Annotated in this window: 23 protein-coding genes and 1 pseudogene; 6 read left to right on the top strand and 18 right to left on the bottom strand. The window is 72.5% G+C overall.

From position 1 onward, the window contains the following. Positions 1–616: 616 nt before the first annotated feature. Positions 617–1621 (top strand): LacI family DNA-binding transcriptional regulator, encoded by a 1005-nt coding sequence (locus tag RV983_RS12115; RefSeq protein WP_475985801.1) that lies wholly within the window; start codon positions 617–619, stop codon positions 1619–1621. 11 nt (positions 1622–1632) lie between these two features. Here RV983_RS12115 and RV983_RS12120 read toward each other — a convergent pair whose 3' ends face one another. Together RV983_RS12120 and RV983_RS12125 are read right to left on the bottom strand one after the other, a co-directional pair. Next, a complete protein-coding gene (locus RV983_RS12120) occupies positions 1633–2403 on the bottom strand; it encodes a hypothetical protein (protein ID WP_475985802.1) in 771 nt (256 codons plus the stop codon). Positions 2404–2497: 94 nt separating this feature from the next. Further along, a complete protein-coding gene (locus RV983_RS12125) occupies positions 2498–3586 on the bottom strand; it encodes an ABC transporter permease (RefSeq protein ID WP_475985803.1) in 1089 nt (362 codons plus the stop codon). 72 nt (positions 3587–3658) lie between these two features. Here RV983_RS12125 and RV983_RS12130 point away from each other — a divergent pair, with 72 nt between their 5' ends. Then, positions 3659–4108, top strand: coding sequence for a MarR family winged helix-turn-helix transcriptional regulator (locus tag RV983_RS12130; RefSeq protein ID WP_475985804.1), 450 nt, complete (start codon positions 3659–3661; stop codon positions 4106–4108). A 327-nt stretch (positions 4109–4435) separates the two neighbouring features. Continuing rightward, positions 4436–4678: pseudogene (locus tag RV983_RS12135) on the top strand (SpoIIE family protein phosphatase); the annotation flags it as partial. Between the two features lie 119 nt (positions 4679–4797). Here RV983_RS12135 and RV983_RS12140 read toward each other — a convergent pair. Continuing rightward, positions 4798–5496 carry a zf-HC2 domain-containing protein gene (locus tag RV983_RS12140; RefSeq protein ID WP_475985805.1) on the bottom strand — a complete coding sequence of 233 codons (699 nt, stop codon included), beginning with the start codon at positions 5494–5496 and terminating at the stop codon, positions 4798–4800. After that, positions 5493–6050 carry a sigma-70 family RNA polymerase sigma factor gene (locus RV983_RS12145; RefSeq protein WP_475985806.1) on the bottom strand — a complete coding sequence of 186 codons (558 nt, stop codon included), beginning with the start codon at positions 6048–6050 and terminating at the stop codon, positions 5493–5495. The genes RV983_RS12140 and RV983_RS12145 overlap by 4 nt, the downstream gene beginning before the upstream one ends. Positions 6051–6287: 237 nt before the next feature. Between RV983_RS12145 and RV983_RS12150 the strand changes: the two genes are divergently transcribed. Next, the gene (locus RV983_RS12150) at positions 6288–7349 is read left to right on the top strand and encodes a right-handed parallel beta-helix repeat-containing protein (RefSeq protein WP_475985807.1); all 1062 of its coding nucleotides are present in this window, start codon (positions 6288–6290) and stop codon (positions 7347–7349) included. Between the two features lie 2 nt (positions 7350–7351). Then, complete coding sequence (locus RV983_RS12155; RefSeq protein WP_475985808.1) at positions 7352–8398, top strand: methyltransferase; 1047 nt, start codon at positions 7352–7354, stop codon at positions 8396–8398. A gap of 7 nt (positions 8399–8405) precedes the next feature. On the opposite strand, the gene RV983_RS12160 is transcribed toward RV983_RS12155, so the two are convergent. The 10 genes from RV983_RS12160 to RV983_RS12205 form a co-directional block, all read right to left on the bottom strand. Beyond that, positions 8406–9752, bottom strand: a complete 1347-nt coding sequence (locus RV983_RS12160; protein ID WP_475985809.1) for an acetyl-CoA carboxylase biotin carboxylase subunit — start codon at positions 9750–9752, stop codon at positions 8406–8408. A gap of 5 nt (positions 9753–9757) precedes the next feature. Further along, positions 9758–10372 carry an acetyl-CoA carboxylase biotin carboxyl carrier protein gene (locus RV983_RS12165; RefSeq protein WP_475985810.1) on the bottom strand — a complete coding sequence of 205 codons (615 nt, stop codon included), beginning with the start codon at positions 10370–10372 and terminating at the stop codon, positions 9758–9760. Then, positions 10369–12084 (bottom strand): carboxyltransferase subunit alpha, encoded by a 1716-nt coding sequence (gene accA, locus RV983_RS12170; protein ID WP_475985811.1) that lies wholly within the window; start codon positions 12082–12084, stop codon positions 10369–10371. The genes RV983_RS12165 and accA overlap by 4 nt, the downstream gene beginning before the upstream one ends. A gap of 1 nt (position 12085) precedes the next feature. Beyond that, on the bottom strand, positions 12086–12418 hold the full coding sequence (locus RV983_RS12175; protein ID WP_475985812.1) for a TcmI family type II polyketide cyclase: 333 nt from the start codon (positions 12416–12418) through the stop codon (positions 12086–12088). After that, on the bottom strand, positions 12415–12882 hold the full coding sequence (locus RV983_RS12180; protein ID WP_475985813.1) for an SRPBCC family protein: 468 nt from the start codon (positions 12880–12882) through the stop codon (positions 12415–12417). The genes RV983_RS12175 and RV983_RS12180 overlap by 4 nt, the downstream gene beginning before the upstream one ends. 3 nt (positions 12883–12885) lie before the next feature. Then, positions 12886–13143: an acyl carrier protein gene (locus tag RV983_RS12185; protein WP_475985814.1), complete on the bottom strand. Its 258-nt coding sequence runs from the start codon at positions 13141–13143 to the stop codon at positions 12886–12888. A 34-nt stretch (positions 13144–13177) separates the two neighbouring features. Further along, entirely contained in the window at positions 13178–14398 is a 1221-nt protein-coding gene (locus RV983_RS12190) for a ketosynthase chain-length factor (protein ID WP_475985815.1), read from the bottom strand. Next, on the bottom strand, positions 14395–15663 hold the full coding sequence (locus RV983_RS12195) for a beta-ketoacyl-[acyl-carrier-protein] synthase family protein (RefSeq protein ID WP_475985816.1): 1269 nt from the start codon (positions 15661–15663) through the stop codon (positions 14395–14397). Before RV983_RS12195 ends, RV983_RS12190 begins: the two co-directional genes overlap by 4 nt. After that, the gene (locus RV983_RS12200) at positions 15660–16142 is read right to left on the bottom strand and encodes a cupin domain-containing protein (protein ID WP_475985817.1); all 483 of its coding nucleotides are present in this window, start codon (positions 16140–16142) and stop codon (positions 15660–15662) included. Before RV983_RS12200 ends, RV983_RS12195 begins: the two co-directional genes overlap by 4 nt. A gap of 86 nt (positions 16143–16228) precedes the next feature. Continuing rightward, positions 16229–17341 carry a SchA/CurD-like domain-containing protein gene (locus tag RV983_RS12205; protein ID WP_475985818.1) on the bottom strand — a complete coding sequence of 371 codons (1113 nt, stop codon included), beginning with the start codon at positions 17339–17341 and terminating at the stop codon, positions 16229–16231. Positions 17342–17480: 139 nt separating this feature from the next. Here RV983_RS12205 and RV983_RS12210 point away from each other — a divergent pair, with 139 nt between their 5' ends. Continuing rightward, entirely contained in the window at positions 17481–19118 is a 1638-nt protein-coding gene (locus RV983_RS12210; RefSeq protein WP_475985819.1) for an FAD-dependent monooxygenase, read from the top strand. A gap of 124 nt (positions 19119–19242) precedes the next feature. Here the strand turns inward: RV983_RS12210 and RV983_RS12215 are convergent, their stop codons facing one another. The 4 genes from RV983_RS12215 to RV983_RS12230 all read right to left on the bottom strand — a co-directional run bounded on the left by RV983_RS12215 (position 19243) and on the right by RV983_RS12230 (position 23001). After that, positions 19243–19914 carry a scabin-related ADP-ribosyltransferase gene (locus tag RV983_RS12215; RefSeq protein ID WP_475985820.1) on the bottom strand — a complete coding sequence of 224 codons (672 nt, stop codon included), beginning with the start codon at positions 19912–19914 and terminating at the stop codon, positions 19243–19245. A gap of 312 nt (positions 19915–20226) precedes the next feature. Beyond that, positions 20227–20724, bottom strand: a complete 498-nt coding sequence (locus RV983_RS12220) for an ATP-binding protein (RefSeq protein WP_475985821.1) — start codon at positions 20722–20724, stop codon at positions 20227–20229. 254 nt (positions 20725–20978) lie between these two features. Then, positions 20979–21746 carry an enoyl-CoA hydratase/isomerase family protein gene (locus tag RV983_RS12225; protein ID WP_475985822.1) on the bottom strand — a complete coding sequence of 256 codons (768 nt, stop codon included), beginning with the start codon at positions 21744–21746 and terminating at the stop codon, positions 20979–20981. 67 nt (positions 21747–21813) lie between these two features. Continuing rightward, positions 21814–23001, bottom strand: a complete 1188-nt coding sequence (locus RV983_RS12230; protein WP_475990294.1) for a L,D-transpeptidase — start codon at positions 22999–23001, stop codon at positions 21814–21816. Positions 23002–23066 lie beyond the last annotated feature (65 nt).

Below are 23066 nucleotides of genomic sequence, written 5' to 3' on the forward strand. Positions count from 1 at the left end.
CATGGCTGAGTTCGCGCGGCGCGCCAGCAGGGGGAAGCGCACCGCCGCCGCAGGTCTCGCCGTTACCGGCATGGTGCTCAACGGGGCGATCGCGTCCGTCACCGCGCAAGCCGCGGCGCCGGCGTTCCCGGACGACATCACGATCCACCCGGAGCGGGACGTCGTCCGTCACCGTCGAGGTGCGGCGCCCGGGCGCCGGGACGGTCGGTTCGGGCCACCGGCACGATGGCCTCCGCCGCCTCGCTCGCGGCGGGCAATCCCGCCCTCGGTGCCGGTGGCGGGCTCCAGATGACACCCGGCATCCGGGCCGCTGACGTGGCGTCGGTCAGGCGCGGCGGCGCTGTGGCCGCCGATGCCACGGCACTCGATCTCGGCGTCACCGGTGGCACCCTGACCACGCCGACCACCCTGGTCCTCCTCGGGGCCGCGGGGCTTCCGGTGGCGCGGGCCGCGGGCGCGCCGCCGAAGCGCCGCGCTGACAGCCGCCGGCCGCACCGGCGGCCGCACCGGCGCTCCGGCGGGCCGGGCGGGGCCCGGCCTCGCGCCGTCGTGCCCCGCGGGGGCATACTCGGGCCCCTCGGGCGGATCGGCGCCCGTGGGCAGTGGGAGGTACGCGATGGTGTCGTCGTCGGGGACGGAGCCGCGGAGGGTCACGATCCATGACGTCGCCCGGTCCGCCGGGGTGTCGCGGCAGACCGTGTCGCGGGCGCTGAACGACAAGGACGAGATCGACGGGCTGACCAAGCAGCGCGTGCTCGACGCCGCGCGCGAACTGGGCTACCGGCCGAGCCGGTTCGCCCGCGGTCTGGTGCGGCAGGACACCACCACCATCGGGCTGGTGATCCCGGACCTGCTCAACCCGTTCTTCACCGAGGTCGCCGCGGCCGCACTGGAGGCGGCACGCGCCCGCGGCTGGCACGTCGTCGTGTACGACACCGGGGACCGCGCCACGGAGGAAATCGGCACGCTCCAGGTGATCTGCTCGCAAGTGGACGCGGTCGTGGGGTACTTCAACAGCTCGGAAAGCGAAATCGAGCACTTCACCCGGGGCATGCCGGTGGTGCTCATCGGCCGTGAGCACCACACCGCGCGGTTCAGCTCGATCCGGGTCGACGGCGAGGCCGGCTTCCACGCCGCGGTCGCGCACCTGGTGGGCCGGGGCCACCGCCGCATCGGCATGCTCGACCACGACGGCCGCGCCGAACCCAGCGTCCGCCGGGAATGGTTCGCGGCGGCCGCGGCGGCCCACGGGCTCGGCACGGACGCGGTGATCGGCGCCGCGCAGTCCGCCGAGGGCGGCGCAGCGGCTCTGCGGGCGCTGCTGGGCCGTCACCCCGATGTCACGGCGGTCCTCACCTTCAACGACATCATCGCCATGGGCGCCCTGCGCGAGGCGCGCCGCACGGGCCGCGACGTCCCGGGCGACTTCGCCGTGATCGGCTTCGACGGCCTTCAGCTCGGTACGTTCGTCGAGCCCGCGCTGTCCAGTCTCGCCCTGGACACCCGGCGGCTGGGCGCGCTCGCCGTCGACCAGGCCGCCCGCCTGCTGTCGGGCGGCGATCCGCTGGCCGCCGAGGAGCTCGTCGTCCGGGCCGAGTTGCTGCTGCGCGACTCCGCCTGACCGGCGCGCGCTCAGACCACCGCCCGCGCCCCGACGACGGCCACCGCCAGGACGTAGCCGGCGGTCGCCAGCAGCACCAGCCGGGTCCGCGTCGCCTCGCTCCACTCCGTCCGCGACAACAGCCAGGCCAGCGCCGGCAGGACGAGCACGGCGTGCAGGCTCACGGCGTGCAGCGGCTTCAGCGGGGCCGTGGAGTGGTAGGCGGCCTCCTGGTGACCGGTCCGGGTGAGGTACACGCCGCGGGCGATCATGGCGGCGCCCGAGGCCAGGCCGACCAGCAGGATCGCGAAGCCTGAGCGCAGGGCGAGGGCCATGCCCGCGGGCCCGGCGGGACGGTGCCGGAAGGCCGCGACGGCGAAGGCGGTCAGCACGACGACCAGGACGCCGCCGCCCACGGCCAGCGTCATGGAGACCGCGGTGTCGAAGCCGGTCTCCATGTCGAGGTGCGAAGGCACCCGCCGCCACGCCTGGAGCGTGATGCCTCCGACCTCGACGACGCAGTCGGCCGCGAACACCGCGAGCAGCACGGCCCGCCGGCGCTCCCCGGTCCTCAGGTACGAGGTGACCCAGGCGACCGCCATCAGGGTCAGCCCGAAGGAGACGCCGAAGGTGGCGGGCTTGCGCCAGGAGACCGGGCCGTACCAGGGGCCCCCGTCGACGGCGAAAACCGCCAGGTGGAACAGGCCGGAAAGGACCAGGAGCGCGCCGGTCGCGTACGACACGCGCTCGGCCGCGCGCGGGACGCGCAGCGCCGGCCGCGGGCTGAGGGTGGTGGTCGCCATGGCCCCAGCCTGGTGGGTGCGTCGCGGCCGGTCGTCCCCCGGCCGGAGGCCGGCCGCGTACGCCGCAGGGAGCAGTCGCGCCGTACCCCGGGTGTCAGCGGTGCGCCGCGTGCACGATCCCCGTCGAGGACGCGATGCGGTCGAGCAGGTACACCGCCCCGACGCAGACGGCGATCCACGCGCAGAGGATCACGACCCCGCGGGTGAGACCGTCGTTGTGGAAGTACGCGAGCCCGTCGAGCGCGCGGACGCCGACCCCGGCCGGCATGACCGAGGCGAGGGGTTCCAGCCAGCCGGGGAGGAAGTCCGGCGGGAGGACGCCGCCGCTGGTGGCGTTGCCCATGACGAGCATGAAGATGGAGCCGAGGAGGACGCCGACCGGGCCGAAGATCCTGATGAGCATGACGGTCGCCGCGGCGACGGCGCCGGCCATGAGCGTGATGACGCCCATGATGCCGAAGAAGGAGCCGGGAATGGCACCGAAGGCGGTGCACGCGATCAGCGCGGTGGCCAGGCCGCCGACGACGGCGAAGAGCGCGAGGCTCAGGACACGCTGGCCGAACGAGAGTCTCGGCGCCACCTGGTAGGTCATCTGCCCGAACAGGAAACCGGCCAGGACCAGGCCGAACGAGGCGTAGAAGACGGACAGCCCTCTGCTGTCGCCGTCCGACAGCGGGAGGATGTCGATCACCGGGATCTTGTGCCCCGCGCCCTTCGGCACCGCCGCCAGCGGCGCCACCAGGGCGGAGACCGCCGGGCCGTTGGCGCCGGCGTAGACGACCTTGGGCTTGCCGCCGTCGGACAGGTAGGCCGCGTAGGCCTGGCGGTGTTCGACGGCCGACCGGGCGGAGGCCTCGTCGGGGTAGCGGTCGACCTGGAACGCCTCGGGCGCGATGCGCTGGAGCCTGACGTCGAACAGCGCCGCCGAGTGGTCCGAGGCGGCCACCGCGACGGGGAGCCGGTGCGCCGTGGGGGTGTGGAACGCGGCGAGGAAGACGCTGACGAAAGCGAGACCTATGACCAGCACGGTGAAGACGGGCTTGATCACCGCGGGCGTACCCGTCATCCCCGGCTTGGCGGGCGGCGCGTCGGTCTGCGGTCCGGGAACATGCCGGTGCCGGTGATGGTGCGGCGGGTCCTCCACCGGCGGATGAGCATCGTGCAGGAACGCGGTGTCGGGCACGGCGGCCTTCCTCCCATAATGTAAGCTGACTTATATAAGCTAACAGACAACAACACGGAAGGACGGTCCGGTATGCCCGTCGGCGACCCGGGTGAGCGCGTCGGCTATCTGATCTGGCAGCTCTCGCAGGCGTACTGGCAGCTGCTGGAGCAGGCACTTCGCCCGCTCGGCCTGACACAGACGCAGTACAGCGCCCTGGTCCGGCTGACCATGGACGGAGCCGTGTCGGGCGCGGAACTGGCACGCCGCTGCGGGGTGACCGCGCAATCCATGGGGGTCGCGGTGCTGGGCCTGGCCGACCGCGGGCTCGTCGAGCGGCACGCGCATCCGACGCACGGGCGGATCATCGAGATCAGCGTCACACCGGACGGTGAGACCTTGGCCGAGCAGGCGCAGGAGGCTGTGCAGCCGTGCGAGCAGGAGGCCCTGGCCCCCTTCACGGAGAACGAGAAGTCGCAGCTCAAGGCGGATCTGCGACGGATGCTGCGGTCGCTGAACCCGCACGCGCTGCCGTACTCGTAGCGGACCGGGGGTTCGCCCGGCACCGTCGACCGCCGATGACGGCCCGGAGGCGGTACGGCCGGGCCGGGCGGGCCCGAGGTGCGCGCCCCCGGACCGGGAGCCCGCCGGTGGGGTGACGCGCACACGGCGGCGCACGTCACGGGAGGGACGGCACGCCGCACCGCGGCAAGGATGGCCCGATGACCGCAACCGCTGGGACCGATCGCCATGCACCGGCGAACCGGACCGGGTGATGGGCCGCGCCGTGGTGGACGCGGTCCTTCGTGGAGCTCGACCCCCGCACCGGCACGGCCAGGGCGGTACGGGCCGGCCACCAGCCGCCCGTAGGTGCGCCACGCCTGCGGGCGCACCGAGATCCTGGACCTCCCCGGCGGCGTCCCCCACGGCGTCGACGACCGGGCCTCCTACCCGGTCACCGCGCTGCGGACACCGGCCGGTTCGGTGCTCGCGCTCTGCACCGACGGCCTCGTCGAGCAGCCCGAGACCGACATCGACACCGGCATCGAGCGGCTGCGCCGCGCACTCGCCTCACGCCCGGGCGACGCGCCCCTGGAGGGGACCGCCGAACGGCTCATCCAGGAGGCGGGCCGGCGCCATGCCCGCCCCGACGACATCGCGCTCCTCCTGGCCGTCCGCCCGTCCCCTCGACGGGCGGACGGGCGGGCGGAGGCCCCTCCCCGTTGCGGCGGTCAGATCCTGGCGGTCACGTACTCCTTGCCGGCCGCGTTCTCGACGACGACCTCAAAGATGTCGTCCGAGAGCACGGCCGCCGAACCGTCGAGGCTCACACCGCGCTCCTCGCCGGTCCGGGGAACCACCCAGCTGCCGGCGATCTCCCGATGCCCGTCCTTGCCGACCACCACGAGCCGGCAGCGCTCCCCCGCCGGAACCCCGCTGACCGACGCGTTGAGCCGGACCCAGGCGCCGGCCGGGGTGACCCGCACCGTCATCCGGGCCTTGGTGGCCGGATCGGTGACCGACGCGACCTTGACGCCGGGTTGCGCGCTGACCCCCGGAGGCCCGGCCTCGTCGGTCGTGCCGGCGTTCTGCCCGATCACGACACCGCCGAGGATCAGCACCGCCGCGGCGGCCGCCGCCGCCGCTCCGGCGGCCGTCCATCGGCGCCGCTGCACCCCGGTGCGCTCGGAGCGCAGCTGCCGCAGCGTCCGCTGCAGCAGCAGATCACCGTCCTCCGGCGGGCCGTCCAGGAAGGCCTCCGGGGGGACTTCACCGAGCACGCGCTCCATCTCGCGGAGCTCGTCGACCTCGGCCCGGCAACGGCCGCAGGTCGCGATGTGCTCCTCTGCGGCACGCATCTCCTCGTCGTCGAGGGCACCGAGGACATAGGCGGTGAGCGTCCCGCTGTCGTGCTGCTCTTCCGTGCTCATGCCGCCACCTCCCGCAGCGCGACCGGCTTCTTGGTGTAGAACTCCCGCAGTGCCTTGAGGGCGTAGTGGGACCGGGACTTGACCGTTCCCGGCGGTATCCCGAGGGTCACCGCCGCCTCGGCGACGCTCTGCCCCCTGAAGTAGATCTGGTACAGCACGTCCCGGTGGTCCGGGGAGAGCCGGTCGAGAGCCTCCATCACCACCATGGAGTCGACCACCGCGTCGGCGTGGTCGCGCTCGACCGGCGGGGTGGCCGGTGACTCGGCCACCTCCTGGGGCCGGGCCGCCTTGGCGCGGTACCGGTCCGTGATGATGTTGCGGGCCACGGTCAGCAGCCACCCCCGCACCGAACCCTTGCCGTTGACCAGCGCGTCCGGGTGTCGCCAGGCGCGGATCAGGGTCTCCTGGACGACGTCCTCGGCCGCGGCTCGATCGCCGGTGAGCCGGGTCGCATACGCGAGCAGGGCTTTGCCGTGTTCCTCGTAGAGCGCCCGTATGAGCGCCTCGTCACTCGTGCCCTTGCTCTGACGAGTGCGCGACCACAATGCCGCCATCCACTCACTCCGTCCTCTCCCGATCCGTGTCGCAGATCCCTCAGGGCGGACACGAGACGGGGAGCGGGCGAGTTCAGGTGACCCGCACCACATCGGGGGCTGCACCCCCTTGTGCCCGGTACAGCGAAGCGGCGCGGCTCCTCTGATGGCCTGACGGAGTGGCAGGAGGCCATAACAGCTCATAACGTTTTTTTCCGGGTGGCTGCGGAGGCCGCCAGGAAGGCAGGTGCGGCAGTCATGACACTTCGTCGGCCCCTCGCGGCCGCGGTCGCCACGACCGCGGCCGTCGTGGGGCTGTGCAACGTTCCCGGGGTCGAGGCCGCGGACACCCCGCTCCTGGTGCGGCCCGGGGAGTCCATCCAGGCGGCGGTCGACCGCGCTCGGCCGGGCGACATCATCGAGATCGCGCCCGGGACCTACCCGGGCAGCGTCAACATCACCAAGCCCCGGCTGACCCTGCTGGGCGCCGGTCGCGGGACCGTGATCACCCCGAGCGAGAAGGGGACGGAGAACGCCTGCGCCGCGGCCGGTCACGGCATCTGCGTCACCGGTACGGAGCAGAGCCCGCTGACCTATGTGCGGCTGCGGTCGCTGACGGTCTCCGGGTTCAGGAAGAACGGGGTCGACGCCGCCTGGACCGACCGCATGGAGGTGAACCGGGTCACCGCACGCGCCAACGGACAGCAGGGCATCAGCCAGCAGCGCTCGGTGCGCGCCGTGTTCCGCGACAACGTCGCGGAGAACAACGGCGAGTCGGGGATCTTCCTGGCCAACGCGGTGGACGCCGAGGGCGGCGCCCTGGACACCAAGCACACCCTGATCGCCGACAACGAGCTGTCCGGCAACCGGATCGGCCTCGTGCTGCGCCGGGTGCGGACCGTGGACGTCGAGTACAACGACATCACCGCCAACTGCGGCGGCGTCTTCGTCGTCGGCGACGAGGGCGTGCCGCGGGCCGGGTCGCTCACCGTCTCGCGCAATCTGGTGGCGGCCAACAACAAGTACTGCCCGGCGAACGCCCGGCTGCCCTTCATCCAGGGCGCCGGCATCGTGCTGACCGGCGCCGAGAAGACCCAGGTGATCCACAACAGGGTCGTGGAGAACATCGGGACCTCGCCGATGTCCGGCGGCATCGTGCTCTTCCGCAGCGTGGTGGGCGCCCCCAACACCGGCAACTCCGTACGCGACAACACCGCCATGGGCAACAGCCCCGCCGACCTGGCCGCCGAGGACCAGGGCAAGGACAACGTGTTCAGCGGCAGCACCTGCCGCGTCTCCCAGCCGAAGGGCCTGTGCTGACGATGAGCCTGACCGAGACCACCACCACCGACACCCCCGCACAGGGCGCGATGCGCCTGCGCGAGCTCGTCTTCGGCGCGGCCTGCGCCGCCGCCGTCCGGGCCGCGGCCCGGCTCGGCGTCGCCGACGCGCTCGGCGACCAGCCGGCGACCTGCGACGAGCTCGCTGCCGTCGTGGGCGCGGAGCCGCGCCCGCTGCGCCGGCTGATGCGCGCGCTGTCCTCCTACGGTGTCTTCGAGGAGCGGTCCGACGGCCGCTTCGCGCACACCGACATGTCGCGGATGCTGCGCAAGGACACCCCCAACAGCCTGCACTACATCGCCTTGTGGTGCACCGAGCCGTGGACGTGGGAGGCCTGGCCGCGGCTCGACGAGGCGGTGCGGCACGGCCGCAACATCTTCCCCGACATCTACGGCAAGGAGTTCTTCGACTACCTGCACGACGACGCGCAGGAGAGCGCCAAGGTCTTCGACCGGGCCATGACGCACTCCAGCCGCCAGTCCGCGCAGGACATCGCCGATCTGCTGGACCTGACGGGGATCTCCTCGGTCGCCGACATCGGCGGCGGCCAGGGCCACGTGCTGGCGGCGCTGCTGGAGAAGCACCCCGAGGTGCACGGTTCGCTGCTCGACCTGCCCAAGGTCGTCGCGGGCGCCGACCCGCGGCTGCACAAGGGCGGCGAACTCGCCTCCCGCGCCCGGCTGCTGCCGGGCGACTGCCGGGTGGAGATCCCGGTGACCGCGGACATGTACATCATCAAGAACATCCTGGAGTGGGACGACGAGAGCACCCGGCGCACGCTGCGCAACGTCGTGGCGGCCGGCCACCCCGGGGCCCGGGTGATCGTCATCGAGAACCTGGTGGACGACACGACGTCCATGCGGTTCACCACCGCGATGGACCTGATGCTGCTGATGAACGTCGGCGGTCAGAAGCACACCCGCGACAGCCTGACCGGGCTGATGACCGAGGCGGGCCTCGCCGTCGGCGAGGTCACCCCGGTCAACCCGTTCCTGCACGCCATCCACAGCACCATCGGGCGGGTGTGAACCCGGCTCAGCCGGTCATCTCCCGCACCAGCGAGGTGGTGTGACGGCCCGCCCGGAACTCCGGGCGGGCCAGCACCGTACGCAGGAACTCCGCCGTGGTGCACACGCCCTCGCCGCGCACCCGCAGCTCCTCCAGGACGCGGTCCATCCGGGCCAGCGCCCGCTGCCGGTCCGGTGCCCAGACGACGGCCTTGGCCAGCAGCGAGTCGTAGTCGGGCCCGATCCGCCAGCCCGGGTAGGCGTGGGTGTCCACCCGGACGAAGGGCCCGCCGGGCGGCACGAACTCGGTCAGCAGCCCGGGGGTGGGGGCGAAGTCGCATGCCGGGTCCTCGGCGTTGACGCGGCACTCCACGGCCACCCCGCGCGGCACGATGTCCTCCTGGCGCAGCGTCAGCGGGTGGCCGGCGGCGATCAGCAGCTGCTCGCGCACCAGGTCGACGCCGGTGACCATCTCGGTGACCGGGTGCTCCACCTGGAGCCGGCAGTTGACCTCCAGCAGATAGAAGTCCCGCTCCGGGGTGAGGACGAACTCGAAGGTGCCGACGCCCTCGTAGCCGACCGCCGTCGCACCGCGCACGGCGGCGTCGCACATGGCGCCGCGCAGCCGGGCCGGGAGGTCGGGGGCGGGGGTCTCCTCGACGAGCTTTTGGTGGTGGCGCTGGACGGAGCAGTCGCGCTCGCCCAGATGCACCACGGCGCCGTGCCGGTCGCAGACGACCTGTACCTCGACATGGCGGGCACCGTCGACGTACCGCTCCAGGTAGAGCCGGTCGTCGCCGAAGACGGCGCGGGCGTGCGCCCTGGTGTCGCGGAAGGCGTCCAGCAGCTGGTCCGGGTCGGTGACGACGGCCATGCCCCGTCCGCCGCCGCCCGCGACGGCCTTCAGGATCACGGGGTAGCCGGCCTGCTGCGCGGCCTCCTTCGCCTCGGCGGGACCGTCGAGCGGTCCGGGGCTGCCGGGCAGCACGGGCAGGCCGGCCCCGGCCATCAGGGCCCGGCAGGCGGCCTTGTCGCCGAGCCGCGCGAGCACCTGCGGCGAGGGGCCGATGAACGTCAGCCCGTTGGCCTCGCAGATCTCCGCGAAGTCCGGGTCCTCGGACAGGAAGCCGTAGCCGGGGTGGACGGCCTGGGCCCCGGTGCGGCGGGCCGCCTCGATGACGGCGGGGATGTTGAGGTAGCTCGACCGCGCGGGGGGCGGCCCGATGTGCACGGCCTCGTCGGCGAACCGGACGACCGCCGAGTCACGGTCAGCGGTGGAGTACACCGCGACGGTGCGCAGGCCGAGTTCGCGGCAGGCGCGGGCGACTCGCAGCGCGACCTCACCGCGGTTGGCCACCAGTACGGTGGAGAACACGGCGTTCACTCCCCTCCCGCGTCCGGGGTGCGCCCCGCCGCCTCTGCCGGCTCCACGGCGATCAGCCCCTGGTCGTACTCCACGGGCTGCGCGTCCCCCACGACGATCTCCACCACCCGCCCGGCGACGTCCGACTCGACCGTGCTCATCATCTTCATGACCTCCAGGACGCCCACCGGCTGACCGGGGCCGACGAGGTCGCCCACGGAGACGTAGGGCGCCGCCCCGGGTTCCTGGGCGCGGTAGAAGGTGCCCACGGTGGGGGCGCAGACATAGTGCAGGGCCCCGGCCGGTGGCTCACCGGGCTCCTCGGGCCGCGCCGCGGACTCCTGCGGGAGGTCCTGTGGGGGGTCCTGAGGGGTGACGTGCGGCGCCGGGTCGGCGGCCTCGGGCCGTTCCTGCTCCCGGGGGTCGGGCCACTCGATCTCGACCGAGGTCTGACCGTGCCGCAGCCGGATGCGCCGTGGCGGGGTCGGGACCGATGTGGCCAGTTCTGTCGCGCTGCGGCACACGGCGTCGAGCACCGGGTGCGCCGGTTGCGCGGTGGGGGCCGAACCGTTCAGGTTCCGGCCCACGCCGGCGGTGTGGGCGGGCAACTTGTTGTCGCCGTGGAGCGTCATGGTGCTGCCTCCTCCTCCAGTCGTCCGAAGCGGGAGCACTCGGAGAGCCCGGGACCTTGGTGGAACCGGTGGAAGCGGTCCCGGCGTTCGGCCAGCAGCCGCTCGGGCTCCCGGGTGCGCAGTTCGTCCAGAGCGGCCGAGACCGCGCCACCGACATAGGCGGCCGCGGCGGCGTGGTCCGCGTGGGCGCCGTCCGGCGGCTCGGGGACCACGCCGTCGACGATGCCGAGGCGCAGCAGGTCCCGGGCGTGCAGCCGCAGCGCGGCCGCGGCAAGGGGCGCGGCCCGCGTGTCCTTCCACAGGATCGCGGCACAGCCCTCGGGACTGATGACCGAGTAGATGCCGTTGGCGCTGACCAGCACCCGGTCGGCGACGCCCAGCGCGAGAGCGCCGCCGCTGCCGCCCTCGCCGGTGACGACCGCCACCACGGGCACCGGCAGCCGGGACATCAGCCGCAGGTTCTCGGCGATGGCGAGTGCCTGACCGCCGCTCTCGGCCTCCGGCCCGGGGTCGGCGCCGGGAGTGTCGATCAGGGTGACCACGGGCAGTCCGAGCTTGGCCGCGGTGCGCATCAGGCGGGCGGCCTTGCGGTGGCCGGCCGGACCGGCCATGCCGAAGTGCCGCCGGCGGCGGCCGTCGAGGGTGGGGCCGCCCTTGTGGTGCCCGATCAGCATGACCGGGTGCCCGTCGAGCAGGCCGGGTCCGCCGATCACGGCCGGGCAGTCCGCGCCGAGCCGGTCGCCGTGCAGTTCGTGGAAGTCCTCCAGCAGGTGCGCCGCGTAGTCGGCGGCGGTCGGCCGCCGGGGGTGGCGGGCCAGCCGCACGGCCTCCCAGGCGTCGCGTTCGGGCAGGGCCTCCACGTCGCGGACGACGGGCACGGGGGCCCGGCGGGCCACGGCCGGACGGGGTGCGCCGGGGCGGAGGCCGAGCAGCCGGGACAGCACGCCGCGCAGTGCGGCACGCGGCACGACGTCGTCGACGAGACCGTGCGCGAGCAGGAACTCGGCGGTCTGGAAGCCCTCGGGCAGTTGCCGCCCGGTCGTCTGCTGCACGACCCGGGGCCCGGCGAAGCCGAGGCGGGCGCCGGGTTCGGCGAGGATGACATCGGCGAGGGTCGCGTACGACGCGGCGACCCCGCCGTAGGTGGGATCGGTGACCACGGAGAGGACCAGCACCCCGGCCTCGTCGAGTTCGGCGAGGACCTGCGCGGTCGCCGCCATCTGCATCAGGGACAGCGCGCCCTCCTGCATCCGGGCCCCGCCCCAGGCGGTGACCAGCAGCAGAGGGACGCGATGGCGCAGGCTGGTGCGGGCGGCCGCGGTGATCCGGGCGCCCACGCCGAGGCCCAGACTGCCGCCCAGGAAGCGGAAGTCCATGACGGCGGCGACCACCGGCCGGCCGCCGATCGTGCCGCGCACGCACACCACGGCCTCGTCCAGGCCGGTGTTCTCCCGGGCGTCCCGCAGCCGCTGCGCGTAGGGCCGGGTGTCGGTGAAGTCCAGAGGGTCGTGCGCAGGCGGCCGCTCGCCGCCCTCGGGGACGAGCGGCGCCTGCGAGCCCGGGTCCAGCAGCTGTTCCAGCCGCTGCCGGGCGGTGAGCCGGCCGTGCGCGCCGCACTCGGGGCAGACGCGCAGCATGCGGGCGTAGCGCTTGGTGTACACGAGCGCCTCGCAGCGTTCGCAGCGCACCCACTCCGGCTCGGTGGTGGCCATGTCAGCCGCTCCGCTCCCAGCGGTAGAACTCCCGGGCCATGGCGTCCTTCGGCTCACGCCACGTCTCGGGGTTGTACGGCAGCACGAAGGACGACAGCCGGTCGCTGATGTCGCGGAAGGCGGGGTGGTCCTTGTGCCGGGCGACCTCAGGGCCGGGCGGCCGGTCGGCCTCGACCAGGTGCAGGTAGACGTCGCCGAACTGGAAGAGGCTGCGGCCGGTGACCCCGATCAGGCCGGGGAGTTCGCCCCGGTCCGAGTCGGCGAAGACCCCGGCGACCTGGTCCTCGGCGCCCGGCTTGATCCGGGCGACGATGAGCGAGCGGTAGGTGCTCATGCCCGCCCCTCGCCGTCCCGGTGCCGCTTGACGATGCGCTCGCGGATCAGCTCCAGCTGCACCTTGGAGTTCTCGTTGATGCGGTTGGTCATCGCCTCGTCGTCGAGCGGCGCGCCGGGCTTCATCGAGAAGTCCTGGACCCAGCGCATCCGGACGCCCTCGGGCGCGTCCTGGTACGACCAGTGGATGTCCATGTACTGGAACGGTCCGGTCTCGACCCGGTGCGCGCGTACCGTGCGCGAGGCGCGGTCCGCGGTGCGCTCGGAGACCCAGCTCCAGACCTGCCCGTTCTCGTCGGGGTGCATCGTCAGGCGGAAGACGACCCGGTCGCCGTCGCGCTCGACGATCTCCGCGGAGGCGTACTCGCTGAAGAGCTGCGGCCAGTTCTCCACGTCGTTGGTGATGTCCCAGACGAGGTCGAGCGGGGCGGGGATGGTGATCTCGTTCTCGGTGTGGCCGGACATGAATCAGACTCCTGCCTTGAGTGAGTTGTTGATGACGTCGATGAAGGCGCCGGGGTTCTTGCACGAATCGGCGTCGCCGGCGATCGACACGCCCCGGTCGTTCTCCAGGGCGCCGACGATTCCCAGCAGGCCGAGCGAGTCCAGGCCGTACTCGGCGAAGGGCGTGTCGGGGTGACCGGCCAGCATGGCCGGTTCCACGGTGATGCCCGCGCTGGACTTCATCAGAGCGGCGAGTTCGCCGTACGTGAGTTCCTTGGACATGAAGCGCACTCTCCTTGGATGGACGGGACGAGCCCTACACCCGGACCACGAGGGCCGAGTTGGAGCCCATGAGGCCGCGGCTGAGGACCAGCGCGGTGCGCAGGTCCGCCGGGCGGGGCCGGCCGGTGACCAGGTCGAGGTCGTGGCAGATGTCGGTGACGTTGGGGGTCGGGGGGATCACCCCGTGCCGCAGGGCGAGCACGGCGGCGGCCACATCGAGCACCGGGGCGCCGCAATAGGCGCGGCCGATGCCGGTCTTGGGCGCGGTGACGGGGACGCGGGCGGCCCACGGCCCCAGTGCGTCGCCGAGTGCCAGCACCTCGGCCCGGTCGGCCTCGACGGTGCCGAGCGCGTCGGCGAAGACGACGTCGATGTCGTCGGGTGCGCAACTCGCCTCGGCGAGGGCGTCGCGGATCGCCCTGGCCAGGCCCTCGCGGGACCTCTCCCACTGGGAGGCCCCGGTGAAGGTGGCGCCGTGCCCGGCGATGACGGCCCGGACATCGGCGCCGCGGCGGGCGGCGTGCTCGGCGTCCTCGACGACGAGCATGGCGCCGCCCTCGGCGGGGGCGAACCCGCGGGCCCGGTCGGTGAAGGGCAGGTAGGCCCGGTCGGGTTCGGCCTCCAGGCTGAGTTCGGTGTAGCCGAGCTGGCACACGCCCGAGTACGGCGCAAGCGGCGCCTCGGCGGCGCCGACGACGACGGCCCGGGTGCCGGTGCCGCGGGTGATGTTGCGGCAGGCGTGCGCGATGGCGTCCAGGCCGCCGGCCTCGTCGCTGGCGACGACGCCGCAGGGACCCTTGAATCCGCCGCGGATGGAGATCTGGCCGGTACTCGCCGCGTAGAACCACGCGATGGACTGGTAGGGGCCGACGAAGTGCGGCCCCTTTCCCCACAGGTGCTGCAGTTCGCGCTGGCCGAACTCGCCGCCGCCGGAGCAGGCCGCGGTCACCACACCGATGTCGAACGGGGCGTTCTCGTCCGGACGCAGGCCGGAGTCGGCCACCGCCTGGTCGGCCGCCGCCATCGCGAAGTGGGTGAACCGGTCGGTCTGGACGGTGTAGCGGTCCTCGACGACCGCGGAGACGTCGAAGCCGCGTACCTCTCCGGCGACGCGCAGCGGAAGGTCCTGGCAGCCCTCGCGGCTGACCGAGTCGAGAACGGCGACGCCCTCCTGGGTCGCCTTCCAGAAGGCGTCGGCACCGATGCCGTTCGGCGCGACCACGCCGATGCCGGTGACCACCGCTTGCGTTCTCATCGCTGGCTCCCCTCCGGTCGGTTGAGGACCACCGCGGACTGGAAGCCGCCGAAACCGCTGCCGACGGACAGCACGGTGCGCAGCTTGAGTTCGCGGGCGGTGCGCGGGACGTAGTCCAGGTCGCACTCGGGGTCCGGGGTCTCGTAGTTGGCCGTCGGCGGGACCACGCCGTGGGCGAGGGCGAGGGTGCAGGCGGCGAGTTCGATCGCGCCGATGGCACCGAGGGAGTGGCCGACCATGGACTTGATGGAGCTCATGGGCGTGGAGAAGGCGTGATGGCCCAGCGAGCGCTTGACCGCGGCGGTCTCGTGGCGGTCGTTCTGCTTGGTGCCGGAGCCGTGGGCGTTGACGTAGTCCACGTCCCGGGGGTCGAGCCGCGCGTGGTCCAGGGCGCGGTCGATGGCCTCGGACATCTCCAGGCCCTCGGTGGTGAGACCGGTCATGTGGTAGGCGTTGCCGTAGGTGGCGTAGCCGCCGATCTCGCAGTAGATGCGGGCCCCACGGGCCCGCGCGTGCTCCAGGTCCTCCAGGATGAGGACCGCTCCGCCCTCGCCCATGACGAAGCCGTCGCGCCGGGCGTCGAAGGGCCGGGAGGCGTGGGCCGGGTCGTCGTTGTTGGGCGAGGTGGCCTTGATGGCGTCGAAGCAGGCCACCGTGATCGGGGATATCGGGGAGTCCGAGGCGCCGGCGATGACGATGTCGGCGCGTCCCTCCTCGATGGTGTGGAAGGCGTAGCCGACCGCGTCCAGGCCCGAGGTGCAGCCGGTGGAGACGGTCTGCACGGGCCCGCGGGCGCCGTGCCGCTCGGCTATCTCGGAGGCGAGCGCGCTGGGTGCGAACGCCCGGTGGAGATGGGCGCCGGCCTTGGTGTGGTCGACGTCCCAGCGGGCGCCGGAGGCGCTGACGCGTATGTAGTCCTGTTCGAGCCGGGTGGTGCCGCCGACGGCGGTGCCGAGCGACACCCCGACGCGCCACGGGTCCTCGTCGTCCAGGTCCAGTCCGGCGTCGCGCAGCGCCTCGGCGGCCGCGACGAGCGCGAACTGGACGTACCGGTCGGCGCGTTCGGTGTCCTGCGGGCTCAGTCCGCAGGCCGCGGGGTCGAAGTCGACCTCGGCGGCTATGCGGGACCGGAAACCCGTCGCGTCGAAGAGCGTGATCCCGCGGGTCGCCGTACGGCCGGCCGTCAGAAGCTCCCAGAACGCGGGGACCCCGACACCGCCGGGGGCGACGACACCTGCCCCGGTGACCGCCACCCGGCGGGTCATGACGCCGGGCCCTGGTGTGTGTCGCAACCCCTGACGGACCCGGTGGCCTCGGTGGACTCGGTGGCCTCCGTGTCGACGTGGCCGAGTTCGGGGCGCGGGGCGAGCGGGCCGAGGTGGAAGACGAGCCGTGCCTCGGTGCTGCCGACGTTGCGGAACCGGTGCCGGACGTACGGGGGGATCATCAGGCCCTGCTCGGGCCGGAGCGGGCACGGCACCCCGTCCAGGTCGACCTCCAGGGAGCCGCACTCCACGTACACGAACTCCTCGGAGTACGGGTGGTAGTGCTCGCCGATCCGCTCGCCGGGCTGCACGAGCGCCACGCCCATGAAACCGCTCGTGGCGCCGACCGCGGTCGGGGTGAGCATCGCCCTCAGGTCGCCGCCGCGGCGGCGGTTGGGCGCGGTGTCGCCGAGATTCACGATCGTCGGGGTGAACGGAACGTCCCGGTTGCTCCGGTCGTTCGTCAGCAGGTCATCCATGCTTCTCTCCTCCGGCCGGGCCGGCCCTGGGCGTACCCGGGGCCGGCCGGTACCTGCCGGTTGCGGTGGCGGGTGTGGGGGGTGGGTCAGGACGCGGGCGCGTTCACGGGGGCTCGCCGGTCGGTGAGCATCCGCATGTCGCACTCGTTGAGGAACCGCTTGAGGCCCAGGTCGCTGGAGACGTCCAGGTCCGGCCCGACGTCCAGCAGTCGGGCGAGCACGCTCGCCTTGTGCCGGCCGGCGGCCCCGACCGCGATCAGGGGCGCCTCCTCGACCGGCATACGCAGGTCGATCAGTCGGACGACGATGTCCTCGCGCAGATAGACGGTGCTCCGCGCGAGCGGGCCCTTCTGGTCCTCCACCGCCTGTTCGTCCTGCGCCGCCAGCATCTTGGCGACGGTGGGTCCGCAGCCGTCCTTGGCGGGGTAGAACAGGGCGTGCCGGCGCAGGGTCTCCGGCCGGTCGGCGCCCTTGGCGACGTGGTGCACGGCCGGCAGTGCCGCGCGGGCGAAGAACTCCCGTGCGGAACTGGGGTCGCTGAGGTCGCGGTGTGCCTCGAGGTAGGGGTTGATGGCCTCCTCGACCGCCTGCACCTCCGGCTGCCGCGCCACGTGGCGCAGCGCCCGGATCAGGTCGCCTTCCACCTCCACCGCACGCACGACACGGTTGCCGTGCATGAACAGCGAGGTGCGGTGCAGCCGCGTGGTCTCGTCGACCTGCGCCTGCGGTGAGGTGTAGCCGGCGAGGATGTCGGCGACCGCCGACTCGCTGCCGGGCTTCACGGTGAAGGTGATGGCGTGTCGGTTCAGCCCGTCGCCGACCCTCGGCACCGACTGCAGGAGTCCCGGCTCGTACGAGGTACGGGTCTCCCGCAGCACGCCGAAGCGCAGCGAGCGGGTGTCCTTCACGCAGCCGTGCATCGGCTGCACCATCTCCAGATGGGTCGGGCTGTCCACCCATGCGAGGAAGTGCAGCGCACTGTCCCACTCACTGGTGATCAGCCATTGCGAGGGATTCTCGATCGACTGGCAAAGCTGGTCGCTGACGTGCCCGGGCACGGCAGCGACATGGCGGCACATTTGGTCATACGCGTCAAGAAACCGCTGCTCGGCACCGTCCTCGACATCCAGCATGAGGACGACGCGCAGGCGAGTGCCATCGAGCGCGGACTGCGAGACCTTTTCGGCCAGGGGTGTCATATTCCACCTCTTTCGAGAGCGAGCAACCCCGAGGTCCGTCGTCCATTGATCGTGCTGTGGTGGCCCAACCGGTGCGAGATATGTGATCCGATTGGGTGATGGGCGCAAATACGCTCCGTTATCGGGCATCAAGGGAGCTATGACTCCACAGGCCGAAGACCGGGTCCCGGTCCTCATCGTTGGAGGCTCCCTCGTAGGGCTCTCCACCTCAGTCTTCCTGGGCCGTCTCGGCGTCCGGCACCTCCTCGTCGAGAAGCACCCGGGAACGTCCATCCACCCCCGCGGCCGCGGCAACAATCTGCGGACCATGGAGGTGTTCCGAACCGCCGGCGCCGAGCAGAAGATCCGGCAGGCGGCCTCCGTACTCGCCGACAACCACGGCATCCTCCAGGCCGAGTCGCTGACCTCAAACAACGCCGAGTGGCTCTTCCGGGACATCGACCCGGGCGGCCGGCTCGCCGGGATCAGCCCCAGCGGCTGGTGCCTGTGCAGCCAGAACGACCTGGAGCCGGTGCTGCTGAAGTACGCCCGCGAGCTGGGCGGCGAGCTCGCCTTCAGCACCGAGATGCTCTCCTTCGAGCAGGGTGGCGACGGCGTCACCGCCGAATTGCTCGACCGGGAGACCGGCGCGCGCCGCACGGTGCGGGCGGACTACCTGGTCGCCGCCGACGGCCCGCGCAGCCCCGTGCGCGAGCACCTGGGCATCGGCCACAGCGGCCGGGGCGACCTGTTCGCCAACATCAGCGCCACGTTCCGGGCCAAGCGCCTGGCCGACGCCGTCGGCGACCGGTACTTCATCGCCTGCTATCTGACCAACCCCGAGGCCGACGGGGTGCTGCTGCCCGTCGACAACGAGGAGAACTGGGTCTTCCACGCCCCCTGGCACCCCGAACACGGCGAGAAGATCGAGGACTTCACCGACCAGCGGCTCATCGCCCACATCCGCGCCGCGGTGGGCGTGCCCGATCTGGAGATCGAGATCACCGGCCGGGCGCCCTGGCGGGCCGCCGAGCGCGTCGCGGACTCCTACGGCCGCGGCCGGGTGCTGCTGGCGGGCGACTCCGCCCACGAGATGTCCCCGACCGGCGCCTTCGGCTCCAACACCGGTATCCAGGACGCCCACAACCTGGCCTGGAAGCTCGCAGCGGTCGTCGACGGCTGGGCCGGCCCCGGGCTGCTGGAGACCTACGAGGCCGAGCGGCGCCCGGTCGCGGTGGCGACCAGCGAGCGGGCCTCGGCCCGTTCCGCCGAGCACGCCCACCCCGGGTACGCCCCGCCGGCCGGCGGCGGCCCGCAGAAGGGCGTCCTCGTGGTCGCCCTCGGCTACCGTTACCCCGAGGGCGCGTTCCTCGGGGGCGACTCCGGCCGCCCGGTCGTCCCGGAGGACTTCCGCCCGGTCGCGGAGCCCGGCGGGCGCGCCCCGCACCTGTGGGCGACGACGCAGGACGGCGAGCGGCGCTCGACGCTGGACCTGTACGAGCGCTCCATGGTGCTGCTCTGCGGTGACGGCGCCGAGGGCCGGGCATGGCACGAGGCCGCCCGTACGGCCGGCGCGCGCCTCGGCGTACCGGTGGCCGCGTACCGCCTCGGCGACTCCGCCGATGCCGACCTGACCCCGGAGGGCGACACGGACTGGGCCGCCCTGCACGGCATGTCGCCGCGGGGCGCGATCCTGGTCCGCCCGGACGGCTTCGTCGCGTGGCGTGCCGAGGACGCCGTGGACGACCCCGAGGCCACCGTGGCCGGGGTGCTCACGACGGTGCTGCGGCGCGGCTGACCGCCCGCCGGACAGGGGCCCCGCGGGGTCCGGGACCCCTGTGGTTCCGGACCCCGCGGGGCCCGCGTTCGTCCCGGGAGCGGTGACCGGCCGCGGCCGGTCACCGCTCCGGGGTGTCGACCCGTCAGCCTGTCGGCTCCGTCGCCCCGGCCGGGACACCCGGCTCCGGCACGCCGGTCCAGGCGGGGGCGGGCCAGCCGCGCCAGGGGGCGTAGGAGGGGTTGGCCACGCACTTGGCGGTGATCTCGGTCCGGGTCGCCCGGTCCACCGGGCAGCCCCTGACGATGAACTGTCGCGCGATGCCGCCGGGGAAGGCGATGCCCGTCTGCGGCGCGCGCACCGTGCGGGTGCCGATGGTGGCGTTGACGTCGATGCCGCCGGGGGCGTCGATCCAGTAGTGGTAGGCCGTGTCCTGCCGGCGGTAGGCCTCGCGGTCGTACGTCGCCTCCACGTAGGGCGCGGGCTGGGCGCGCTGCGCGTAGGACGGCAGGTCGTACTGGCCGTGCGTGTCGGCCGGGCGCAGACCCTCCTTGAACACGACGGCGGGCGGCCGGTCGTCGGACCGGTACAGGGCATGGCAGTCGGCGCGCCAGGCGGGCTCGTCCGGACGCATCCTGGCGAGGTCCACGTCGACGTCCGCCGCCGCGTAGAGCCGGTCGGGGACGAGGGGGCACCACTCGGCGGCGTCGGCGAGCCCGGGGGCGACGGCGTCGGCGGTGGCGCACAACGGGAGGGCGAGGGCGCCCAGCGGAAGCGCGGCGGCGCTCAGCCGGCGCAGCATACGCAGTGTGATCATGTGCTCACGATCACCCCGCTTCGGCCCGGCACCGGGGATGCTCACCCGTTCGTCGGCGTGTCCGTACGGCGGCGCCGGCCGCCGCGGCCGCCCATGCAAAAGAGGCCCCCTGCGCGCCGTTGTTCGGCGGGGCGGGGGCCTCTCATCCGTCGTGGAACCAGGGGTGTGATCCAAGACGTCCTGGAACGACCGAGCCGGGTCAATGGGGTCGTTTCGTCATGACTATACGCCATTCCCCACCACAGACCTCACGATGTGGGCGTGAGATGGGCCACCGACCTTGCAAACGCAGGCGTGAAGTTCACTTTGCGTTCAACGTTCCATGACGCGCATTTCGAACCACGTGGTCTTTCCGCGCGGCAGCAGATCCACGCCCCAGCGGTCGGCGAGCTTGTCCACCAGGAAGAGCCCGCGGCCGCTGATGTCCATCTCGCGCACCGGCATCAGACAGGGCAGCGCCCGGGACGGGTCGCGCACCTCCACCCGGATCCAGCCGCGGCGGCGCAGCATGCGCAGGCCGAAGGTGCGGGCCCCGGTGTGCCGTACGGCGTTGCCGACGAGTTCGGAGACGAGTAACTCCACGACGTCGTCGAACTGCGGCAGGCCCCACAGCCGCAGCACCGAGAGCGCCAGCCTGCGGGCCGTCGCCGCGGACTCCGGGCGCGAGGTGAGACGCACCTCGTCCACGGACGGGTTCCCCACCAGATCGAGGGATGTCGCCGCCAGTTCGTCGGCCGCCGTGGGCGGCCGTCCCGCAATCGGGATCGTCACCCGTTGCGGCTGTTCCGATGCTCCCTGCTGCCCCGCCATGCCCTCATGATGACCGCCCCGGACGGCGGTTCGGGGCGGATCGGGGGAATTGGCCGGGCGGAATGGGATATTCCGAGTAGCTGTTTTGACATATGTCAAGGGCAAAAGTGGATCTCGGGCAACGCCCTTCACCTGCGGGAACCGCACCGTCACAGCGGCTGTTCCACCCATCCGGCACAGGTCGCCTTAAGGTCCGCTTAAGGTTGCCTTAAGGCGACCGGACCGGTTCCGACGGTCACTCAACCGGGTGGGTCCTAACGGAACTTCGCCTTGCCGGGACCCTCCTCGACGAAGCTGCGCATGCCCGTCGTCCGGTCCTCGGTGGCGAACAGCCCTGCGAAGAGGTTGCGTTCGATCGTCAGGCCGGTCTCCAGATCGGTCTCCAGGCCGGCGTCCACCGCCTCCTTCGCGGCGCGCAGCGCCAGCGCCGGGCCGCGCGCGAGACGCTCCGCCCAGGCGCGCGCCTCGGTGTACACCTGCTCGGCGGGGACCACCTTGTCCACCAGACCGATCGTCAGCGCCTCGGCGGCCGCCACCATGCGGCCGGTGAAGATGAGGTCCTTGGCCTTGGACGGCCCGACCAGCCGGGACAGCCGCTGGGTGCCGCCGGCGCCCGGGATCAAGCCGAGCAGGATCTCCGGCTGGCCGAGCTTCGCGTTCTCCCCGGCGATCCGGATGTCGGCGCACAGGGCGAGCTCACAGCCCCCGCCGAGCGCGTACCCCGTGACGGCGGCGACCACCGGCTTGGGGATCCGGGCGACCGCCGTGAAGGAGTCCTGCAGCGCGCGGGCCCGCACGGCCATGGCCTCGTAGTCCATGGCCTGCATTTCCTTGATGTCCGCGCCCGCCGCGAACACCTTCTCGCCGCCCCAGATCACCACGGCGCGGACGTCGTCGCGCCGGGCCGCCTCCTCGGCGACCTCGCGGAGCCGGTCCTGCGTCGCGACGTCCAGCGCGTTCATCGGGGGGCGGTCCAGGCGAATGGTGCCGACACCCTCGTCGACCTCGAGATGTACTGTCATGGCCGACGAGGGTATCCGTGAACGCGCGTTTACGCTGCGACGTGCCTCACGGGCACGGCACCCGGTGTCAGGAGGCGGCGGTCCACTCGCTCCACGGCATGTTCCAGCCGTTGAGCCCGTTCCACCACTGCACCGTCTTGTCCTTGGAGTTCTTCACCTCGACGACGTCACCGATCATCGAGTTGTTGTAGAACCAGCCGGACGGGCTGCTGCTGCTGCCGCCGCGCACGTCCTGCAGACCGACGCAGCCGTGGCTGACGTTGGCGTTGCCGAAGGTGGACGGGCTGGCCCAGTAGTTGCCGTGGATGAACGTGCCCGAGGTGGTCAGGCGCTGCGCGTGCGGCACGTCCTTGATGTCGTACTCGCCGCCATAGCCCACCGTGTCGCCGTTCATGCGGGTGACCGGGTAGCGCTCGGTGATGACCATCTTGCCGTTGTAGGTGGTCGTGCCGGGGCCGCCGGAGGTGATCGGGACGGTCTTGAACAGCTTGCCGTCGCGGTAGACCTTCATGGTGTGCTTGGCGGCGTCGACGATGCTGACCTGGCTGCGGCCCACCGTGTAGTGGACGTCCTTGGCCTGGGTGCCGTAGACACCGTCCGCGCCCTCGACGCCGTTCAGCCGCAGGGAGAGCGTGACCTTGGTGCCCTTCGCCCAGTACTTCTCCGGGCGGAAGTCGATGCGCTGGTTGCCGTACCAGTGGCCGGCGACGGGAACGGACGGGCTCGCGGTGACCTTGATGGCCTTCTCGACGGCCTTCTTGTCCTTGATGGCGCGGTTGAAGTTGAGGGAGACCTCCATACCGGTGCCGATCGTCTGACCGTCCTCCGGGGTGAAAAAGCCGATGAAGGTGTCCTTCGGGGTGACCGTGGTGAAGCTCGCGTGCTTGGCGGACTCGCGTCCCGAACCGTCCTTGGCTATCGCGTCCACCGTGTACTTGGTCGAGGCGCCCAGCGTCTCCGAGGGCTCCCAGCCGGTGCCGTCGGCGGATATCTCCCCGTCGACGGGGTCGCCCTTGGCCGTCTTCACCACGACCGAGGTCAGCTTGCCCTTGCCGGCGCTGACTTTCAGCGCTCCGGTGGTGGCCACGTCGTCCGCGCCGTCCTCCGGTGCGATCGTCACGACGGCCTGCGACTCGGTGGTGTCACCGGTGCCGCCGCCCGGCGACGCCGACGCCCCCGGCTTGGCGCCCTTGTCGCCGCCGTCCTTGCTGTCTCCGCTCGCGCTGCCCCCGCAGGCGGTGACGAGCAGCAGCATTGCCCCCATCGCCAGAGCCAAGGTGCTGCGCTTGGCGCCCGGCGCTCCCTGTATCGCCTTCAACT

Source organism: Streptomyces sp. RLA123 (assembly GCF_056270165.1).